The following is an 8,351-nucleotide window of genomic DNA, read 5'->3' as shown; positions in this document are numbered from 1 at the left end:
TCCATCGCAGGTGCCCCCTTCAGGGGTTCGGCGTTCGGGTAAGCAACGCCTGAGTCTGGACACCCTGGTCTCTGAGGTCACGCAGCCACGCCGAAGGCCTTATCTCCCCGCATCAATCATCTAGAGGATGGGATCGCCGTTGTGGCGGACGGGAACAATGGCGCCGTCGTCGTATACCTCGACGAAGGCGTACGCATCGCTTCGGGCGAAGGGACGCGCGCTGGTGAACGGTGGGGGCGGGGTCTCGTGCTCTTTGAAATGCTCGAGGATACGGTCGCCCAGCACGTCGAGGCGATGGTCGAGATAGGGCGGACCGAGGTAGCAACGGGCGAAAAGGCCGACCAGGGTACCCCCTTGACGCTTCTCGTATTCGCTGCGGAGCCAGTCGAGGATGGCCTGGGCGGTCTGTGGATCGGGTGCCACGTCAATGGCGGCGACCGCTTGGATGATCTCCTCGCTGCGCACCGTCCGCCGATTGCGCAGGACCGCACGCGACGCAGCCGCATCACCCGGTGCGGTACTGACGCGGGACGAGGCGGCTCGGTCGGTCGTCCGCGCCGCCGAGACGGGGCGAACCGTGCGCGGGGGTCTCATCGCGACTCCATCACAGGATCACGAGCACGATCACGATCAGCAGCACGACGACGAGGGCCGCGATGGCGCCGATCACCAGCGGCGACACTCCGCCCTCGGCCGGCGACGTGGGCGTGGTCGGCGGCGTGACCGACACCGAAGCCGGGACCACGGCGGCCGCGGGCCGCGGGGCCGGAGTCGTCTGACGCATCGCCGCGAGTCGCTGCCGCCGCTGCCGCACCTGCTCAAGGTCGTACTCGAGGGCCTTCATCGCCTCGGTGACCTGTCCGGCCGGCAATGGTGGAAGAACGGCATCCGGATCGAGCGTGACACCGGTGGAGCGCAGCAGATCACGGACGCCGACCTGGAGCCGGGTGTTGCGCTGTTTCAGATCGGCCACGTCACGCTCGGCCAGCGCGAGATCATTGCTCAGCCGTCGTCCTTCGTTCTCATAGGCAGCCTTCGCCTCGGCGACGGCGCGCGCCTCCTGGTCAGGAAGCGCTGCCGCCTCCTCCAACAGGTTCACGTAGTCGTCCCAAACCGCGCTCACAAGGACTCCTTCCGTCGGGCGAAGGGGATGACGACCGTCGGGCCGTCGTCGCCACCTCGATCGATGTGGGCGACGCGCGGATAGCCGGTGATCGGCTGCTCGGAGTGCGACGTCAGGCCGCGATAGTCCTCAAGGCCGAGTTTCGCGGTGATGAAGTGTCGTACACCGCTGTAGGAGTAGCCGAGTTGATCTTGGAGCGAACGCAGGGTCGTCCACCAGGCGACGAGGTGGACACCCTGCACACCACCGCGCTGGGTCAACTCCTCCAACACCTCACGCACGCACACGGTGGAGAAATCATCGTCGTCGTCGGGACGCGCCGGATGAGGGTCGTCGAGGCCGACCCACCGTTGCCAGCCGAGACCCAGCACCAGCATGCGGCGACCAGGGTCGGCGAGCGCGGCTCGCACTGCACCGATCATCGTGGAGGTTGCTTCGTCCCGGCCCACGACCGTCAGCTCCGCTCCCGCCTCTGCGAGTTCGCAAAGTTCTGCCCGAATCACCTGCCCGGCGTCCGCACTGGTCGGTGCAGCGAGGTCGATCACGATAACTTCGCCCGGGGCGAAGGAGGCACCGATCGTCTGCGACAGTGCGCTGATAACGGGCAAGGCCAGCGTCTCGTCGGATCCGACGACCGCGACCGTCTGGTCGACATCATCGTCCAGGGTGAGTGCCACCGGCCGCTCGGAAACCTCCAGAGGACGCCCGATCAGGCCGGTCGCCGAACTTCCGGGTTCCGGTGCAGGCAACATCTGCGGCCAGCGGGCGAACTCCGTCGACACGAAGACCAGCGGCCCCTTCCCCTCGGGCCGCAGACGCCAGAGTTTGGCCTGGAGGTCCGCAACGAACCCCGGCTCGGCGTACGCACTGATCGCCTGTTCGTTGGAGTGTTCCGGATCGTGGCCGGTGTTGCGGTTGACGATGATCTCGCCGCGATAGGTGAGATCGGCCGCCGCCTTGTTGCCCTGCGACAGGATCGCCTCGGACTCCATCACGGTGTTCTTGAGCGAGATGCGTACGGGAAATTGCGCGAAGATCGACTCGCCTTTGACCCGCAGGCCGGTCACGCCCGACGTCGTCTGCGAGGAGAGCAGCAGATGGACTCCGGAGGCACGCCCCTGACGGGACAGGGTCTCCAACAGCGCGACGGCCTCGTCGGTGAGCGGGTCGTCGCCGTCGAAGAGCACCTGAAACTCATCCACGATCAACAGCAGGCGCGGCATCGTCTGCCCGGTGGAACGGCGGTAGTCCTCGATACCGCTGGCTCCGTGCGCCTTGAACTTCTTGGCGCGTTCCTCCAGTTCCTCGGCAACGTGACGCAGCACGGCAACACCGAAGGCTCGGTCGGACTCCAGGCTGAGCACGGCAGCGTGCGGAAGCCAGTTCTTTCCCGCAGCGTCAGCGGCGAATCGCTGGAACTCGAGTCCGCGCTTGAAGTCGAGCAGGTGCAGTTCGACGTCGTCGGGGCTATAGCGCGCCGCAAGCGCATAGACGATGTCGAGCAGCAGATTGGACTTGCCCTGGCCGACCGCGCCACCGACCAGAACGTTCGCGAACGGCGGGTTCTGCGATCGCAGGGTGATGGACAGGTCGCGCTCACCGATCCGGGCGATGACCGCTTCCAGTTCGTCGATACCGTCGCCTGTCCAGGGGTTCTCGACGTCGGACGCGATCAGATCGGCGAGCGGGACCACCGGACCGGTATCGCTGCTGGCCCGCTCGGCGGCGGCGGCGATTACCGACGACACGAGCGCGGGCGGCGGCGGGCCGTCGGCCCGCACGACGACGTCGGCGGGATAGCCGTTGAGCAGCAGGTCGCCGGATGCGTCGACGCGGCTCTTGTACAGCAGGTCGGCCAGGTCCGCAGCGCGCACCTCCTCGTCAACCGGGCACCCCTGTTCGTCGTTCTGCACGATCAAGATCACGCCGCCGCGACCACCTGAGCGGGCCAATCGGGTCAGCAGGTGCTGTGTCTCGCGGTCGATGCCTTCGGGGTAGTTCAGGACCACCACCACGCGGTACTGACCAGTGGGAACGCCGCGTCGCTTCCACAGGTCGCCGAGGTCGCTGGCGTGTTCGGTCGCGATGACCTCGGCGTTGGCCGCCGCTGTGGCGGTCGCCGATTCCAGGACTTCCCGGAAGGCCGACGTGGAAGTCGAGGCCGGCGGGAAGGACGCCGAGTGCGCCGACCGCAGCGGCGCGAACATGCCGAGACGCCCTTCAACGCGCGGATCGAAGACATCAATGCGCAGGTGCTTGAGCGGCATGGAGGCGATGAGTCGCAGCAGGAGTGTCTGGATCTCCGACGTGGTGCGCTCGAGCGGGCCGTCGAGATGCCGTCCTCGGTGATGGACCAGCGGGTACAGCGCAGGGACACCCCCGGCGGTGGTGCCGCCTCGGATGAGAGCCGTCGGCGCACCGGGCGGATCCAGTGGCGTGTGCCATGACTCGTCGAGCGCCGCACCGAGCGCGTGCGGGGCCTGGGCGGCGGTTATCTCGGCCAACCGTTCGCGAACCGCATCTCGACGCACGGCCGTCTCGGCGATGACCTGCTCGATCTTCTGATCCCTGGCCTGCTGTGCCTGTTCCTTCGCAAGCGCGGCCTGCCGGGCGCGCCCGGCGAGATGCTCGGAAGCGACCTGCGATGTCGACGCATCGATCTGTCGGGCTTTGTCACCGATTTCTCGGGCATGGACCGCGATTTCGGCGGTGAGGCGGTCGAGGTGCTCGCGGGGCATCGTCGGGGCTGGGGCAGCGGGAGCCGACGCGGGGTGCGGAGCAGCCGTATCGGCGGAGTAGACGCGGCGAACATCGTGACCTGACGGCGGTGGGGAGCCTGACACGTGCGTCCATCTTTCTGTCGTGCCGAAGGGTAGGCATCGCCAGAGTAGTGATTCCCGACGGACTCCCGTGGGGTTTTCTTGTCCCCAAATAGGGGGACATGTCCCCCATTTCAGATACCGGTAGTATGCGAAACATGAAGATCACCCCCGGCTCTCGGGCGCTCGTGACCGGGGGTGCCTCCGGCCTCGGTCTCGCGCTCGTTAGTCAGCTCCATTCCAAGGGCGTGCGGGTGCTCGCCACCGATATCGCCGACGAGCGCCCCGACAGCCTCGCCGAACTGCCGGAGGTCGAGTACCGCCGACTGAACGTCACCTCCGACGCCGACTGGGAGACCGCCCGCGACTGGGTCACCGAGACCTGGGGCGGCCTGGACCTGCTGTTCAACAACGCCGGCGTCGCCGCCGGGGGCCGGATCGAGCTGACCGAGATCGACCAGTGGCAGTGGATCGTCGACATCAACCTGCTCGGCGTCGCCCGCGGCTGCCGGACGTTCACGCCGATGATGAAGGAGGCGGGTCGCGGCCACATCGTCAACACCGCCTCGGCCGCCGGGCTCGTGCATCCGCCGCGCATGACCGAATACGTCGCCACCAAGGCCGGCGTCGTCGCCCTGAGCGAGTCGCTGTACTACGAGCTGCAACCCTTCGGCGTCGAGGTCTCCGTCGTGTGCCCGACCTTCTTCAAGACCAACCTCACGTCGTCACTGCGCGGCAAGGATGAGGCCTCGCAGAAGATGGCGGCCAAGCTCATCGACCGCTCGAAGGTCACCGCCGACGAGATCGCCCAGGCCGTCCTGCGCAAGGTCGAGAAGGGCACCCACCTCATCACCACCGACCGCAACGGCCAGGTGGCCTACGCCGCCAAACGCTGGCTGCGACCGCTCTACCGCCGCCAGATGATCGCCGCCGCCGTGAAGATGGCGCGAAGGGACTGACATGCGCACGAACATCCTCATCACCGGCGCGAGTTCCGGCCTGGGTGCCGAGATGGCCCGCCAGTTCGCCGCCAAGGGGCACCACCTCGCCCTCACCGCGCGCCGCCTGGAGCGACTCGAAGCCCTGCGCGAGGAGATCCTCGCCGCACACCCGGACATCGAGGTCGTCGTCTACCAACTCGACGTCAACGACCACGACCAGGTGTTCGCCACCGTCACACAGGCCATCGGCGACCTCGGCGGCCTGGACCGGGTGATCGTCAACGCCGGCCTGGGCAAGGGCGGGCGCATCGGCACCGGTAAGTTCCACGCCAACAAGGAGACCGCCGAGACGAACTTCATCGCCGCGATGGCCCAGTGCGAGGCCGCGATGGAGCACTTCTACGAGCGCAAGGCCGGTCACCTGGTCGTCATCTCGTCGGTGTCGGCCATGCGCGGGATGCCGTCGAGCATGGCCGCCTACGCCGCGACCAAGGCGGGCATCGCGCATCTGGCCGAGGGCATCCGCATGGACCTCGTGGGCCGCTCGGGACTCGACATCACGGTCACCACGATCTACCCCGGCTACATCGCCTCGGAGATGAACGAAAAGGTCGAACAGGAGCAGAAGCTCATGGTCGACACCGAGACCGGGGTCCGCGCGATGGTCAAGGCCATCGACAAGGAGGTCGACAACGCTGCCGTGCCCGCGTGGCCGTGGCTGCCGCTCGGTCAAGTGCTCAAGCACGCGCCCCGCGGCATCGCCCGCAAGCTGATCTGAGCGGTCCCCGGTAGGTGAGGTGCGTCGCGGGTCCTGAGGTGCCCCGACGAAGGAGGGGCCTCGAAGGGCGCACCTCAGGGACCCGCCCCGGTCAACCTCAGGGTCCGGGTTTCACGGGCGCGCGGCGAGGAGGGCGGCGGCGAGGGGAGCCACCTGATCGGATTCGATGAGGAAGGCGTCGTGGCCGTACAGGGAGCGCACCACCGCGAGGTCGCCGGCGCCGGGGATCGCCTCGGCGAGTCGGCGCTGCTGCGACAACGGGTAGAGCCGGTCCGAGTCGATGCCCGCCACGAGCGTCCGCGCGGTGATGCGACCGAGGGCGGCCTCGACGCCGCCGCGATCTCGCCCGGCGTCGTGGCTGTCCATCGCCCGCGTCAGAGTCAGATAGGAGTTCGCGTCGAAGCGGCGCACGAGTTTGGCACCCTGGTGTTCCAGGTAGGAGGCCACCGCGAACCGGCCGTCGGGCTGCACTTCGCGCCCGAAGCGCTGCTCCAGCTCCGGCTCGCTGCGGTAGGCCAGGTGGGCGATGCGGCGCGCAATGTCCAGGCCGGCGGCCGGCCCCTGCGCGGCGGCGTAGTAGTCGCCGCCGTGAAAGTGCGGGTCGGCGACGATGGCCGCCTGCTGCGTCGTCGACAGCCCGATCTGCTCGGCCGAGGCCACCGCAGAGGTCGCCAGCAGGAACAACCGCTCGACCCGTTCGGGCACCGTGATCGCCCACTCCAGCGCTCGCATACCGCCGGCCGACCCACCGATCACCGCGTGCCAGCATTCGATACCGAGGGCGTCAGCCACCGCGATCTCGGCGGCCACCTGATCGCGGACCGTCAGGTCCGGGAACCGGCTGCCCCACACGCCGCCGCCGGGATGAGCGCTGGCCGGGCCGGTCGTGCCCTGGCAGCCGCCGAGGATGTTGGTCGCGACGACGAACCATCGGTCGGTGTCGATGGCGCGCCCCGGGCCGACGAGATCGTTCCACCAGCCCGGGGACGGTTGCCCCGGACCGGCCTCCCCGACCACGTGGGCGTCGCCGGTCAGCGCGTGCTCGATGAGTACCGCGTTCTCACCGGTGAAACGGCCCCAGGACTCGTAGGCGACGCGCACCGACGGCAGCGTCGCCCCTGATTCGAGGGCGACCTCACCGATGTCGACAAATCGACGCAGTCCGACGGGATCGTCCCCTTCCCGCCACGCTCCGGTGACAGGAAGGGGACGATCAAGCGGCGATGCGGTCCGAGCGGTCACTTGGCCGCAGTCAGGCCCAGTTCGATGTCGGCAAGGATGTCGTCGATGTGCTCGATGCCGACAGACAGACGCACCAACCCAGGGGTCACGCCGGCACCGAGCTGCTCCTCGGCGGTCAACTGCGAGTGCGTCGTCGAGGCGGGATGGATCGCCAGGCTGCGCACATCGCCCAGGTTCGCGACGTGCTTGTGCAATTGCAGCGCGTCGATGAACTTACGGCCCGCCTCCACGCCGCCGGGCAGCTCGAAGGCGAGGATCGCGGTGCCGCCCTTGGGCAGGTACTTCTGCGCCAGCGCGTTGTAGGGGCTGCTGGCCAGGCCCGGATAGTTCACCGAGGCGACGTCCTCGCGGGCCTCCAGCCAGGCGGCGACCTTAGCCGCGTTCTCGTTGTGGCGCTCCACCCGCAGGCTCAGCGTCTCCAGGCCCTGTGCGAGCAGGAAGGCATTGAACGGGCTAATCGCCTGGCCCTGGTTGCGCAGGATCTGCACGCGCGCCTTGGCGATGTAGGCCGCCGGGCCGAGCACCTCGGCGTACTTCAGACCGTGGTAACTGGCGTCCGGCTCGGTAAATCCGGGGAACGTGTCGCCGTGCGCACCGAAGTCGAAGGTGCCGCCGTCGACGATGACGCCGGCGATGACCGTGCCGTGGCCGCCGAGATACTTCGTGGCCGAGTGGACGACGGTGTTGGCACCGTGCGCGAGCGGATTGAGCAGGTACGGCGTCGCAATCGTGTTGTCGACGATGAGCGGTACGCCGACCTCGCGCGCCACGGCCGAGATCGCCTCGATGTCGAGCACGTCACCGCGCGGGTTGCCGACGGTCTCGCCGAAGAACACCTTGGTGTTGTCCTTGACTGCGGCGCGCCATTGTTCGGGGTCATTGGGGTTCTCGACGAAGGACACCTCGACGCCGAGTTTGGGGAAGGTGTGGCGCAGTAGGGAGTCGGTGCCGCCGTAGAGGCTGGACGAGGCGACCACATGATCGCCGGCCTCGGCGACATTGCCGATGGCCGTCTGGGTCGCGGCCTGGCCGGAGGAGACCAGGAGCGCCGCGATACCGCCTTCGAGTGCGGCGATGCGCTGCTCGACGGCGTCCTGCGTCGGATTCATAATGCGGGTGTAGATGTTGCCGGGCTTGGCCAGGGAGAACAGATCAGCGGCATGCTGGGTGTCCTCGAACTGGTAGGCCGTCGTCTGGTAGATCGGCAGCGCGATGGCCCCGGTGGCCGGATCGTGGGTCTGGCCGGCGTGGATTTGCTTGGTCTCGAATGACCAGTTCTCGCTCATGGGAACTCCTCGACAGAAAGGTGGCGTCGCCGTCGAGGCTGTCACGGAACACCGGACGCGCACGATCGTCTCACCCCATGAGACAGCGCGTAGCGGCCCCTGAGGCACGACGAAGGAGTCTCGAAGGGACTTGTCGAGGCGTGGAGTGGTCCCTTCGAGGCT

General features: G+C 67.9%; 8 protein-coding genes. 3 read left to right on the top strand and 5 right to left on the bottom strand.

Annotated elements, in window-relative coordinates:
• Positions 1 to 120: 120 nt before the first annotated feature.
• From QM597_RS08955 to QM597_RS08945, 3 genes are all read right to left on the bottom strand, one after another.
• Positions 121 to 465, bottom strand: a complete 345-nt coding sequence (locus tag QM597_RS08955) for a hypothetical protein (protein ID WP_415004534.1) — start codon at positions 463 to 465, stop codon at positions 121 to 123.
• 139 nt (positions 466 to 604) lie between these two features.
• On the bottom strand, positions 605 to 1,123 hold the full coding sequence (locus QM597_RS08950; protein WP_415004533.1) for a hypothetical protein: 519 nt from the start codon (positions 1,121 to 1,123) through the stop codon (positions 605 to 607).
• On the bottom strand, positions 1,120 to 3,627 hold the full coding sequence (locus QM597_RS08945; protein ID WP_415004532.1) for an FtsK/SpoIIIE domain-containing protein: 2,508 nt from the start codon (positions 3,625 to 3,627) through the stop codon (positions 1,120 to 1,122). Before QM597_RS08945 ends, QM597_RS08950 begins: the two co-directional genes overlap by 4 nt.
• Between QM597_RS08945 and QM597_RS08940 the strand changes: the two genes are divergently transcribed.
• The 3 genes from QM597_RS08940 (at position 3,595) to QM597_RS08930 (ending at position 5,661) form a co-directional block, all read left to right on the top strand.
• Complete coding sequence (locus QM597_RS08940; RefSeq protein WP_415004531.1) at positions 3,595 to 3,945, top strand: hypothetical protein; 351 nt, start codon at positions 3,595 to 3,597, stop codon at positions 3,943 to 3,945. The two genes, QM597_RS08945 and QM597_RS08940, sit on opposite strands and share 33 nt — an antisense overlap.
• 155 nt (positions 3,946 to 4,100) lie before the next feature.
• A complete protein-coding gene (locus tag QM597_RS08935) occupies positions 4,101 to 4,901 on the top strand; it encodes an SDR family NAD(P)-dependent oxidoreductase (protein WP_415004530.1) in 801 nt (266 codons plus the stop codon).
• Position 4,902: 1 nt separating this feature from the next.
• Complete coding sequence (locus QM597_RS08930; RefSeq protein WP_415004529.1) at positions 4,903 to 5,661, top strand: SDR family oxidoreductase; 759 nt, start codon at positions 4,903 to 4,905, stop codon at positions 5,659 to 5,661.
• A gap of 111 nt (positions 5,662 to 5,772) precedes the next feature.
• On the opposite strand, the gene metX is transcribed toward QM597_RS08930, so the two are convergent.
• Entirely contained in the window at positions 5,773 to 6,903 is a 1,131-nt protein-coding gene (metX, locus tag QM597_RS08925) for a homoserine O-acetyltransferase MetX (RefSeq protein WP_415004528.1), read from the bottom strand.
• Positions 6,900 to 8,189: a bifunctional o-acetylhomoserine/o-acetylserine sulfhydrylase gene (locus tag QM597_RS08920; RefSeq protein WP_415004527.1), complete on the bottom strand. Its 1,290-nt coding sequence runs from the start codon at positions 8,187 to 8,189 to the stop codon at positions 6,900 to 6,902. The genes metX and QM597_RS08920 overlap by 4 nt, the downstream gene beginning before the upstream one ends.
• Between the last annotated feature and the right edge of the window lie 162 nt (positions 8,190 to 8,351).

The organism is Aeromicrobium sp. (genome assembly GCF_047607065.1).
GTDB lineage: Bacteria > Actinomycetota > Actinomycetes > Propionibacteriales > Nocardioidaceae > Aeromicrobium.
Note: the sequence above shows the minus strand (reverse complement) of the source record. Positions and strands in the feature narration are given on the sequence as shown.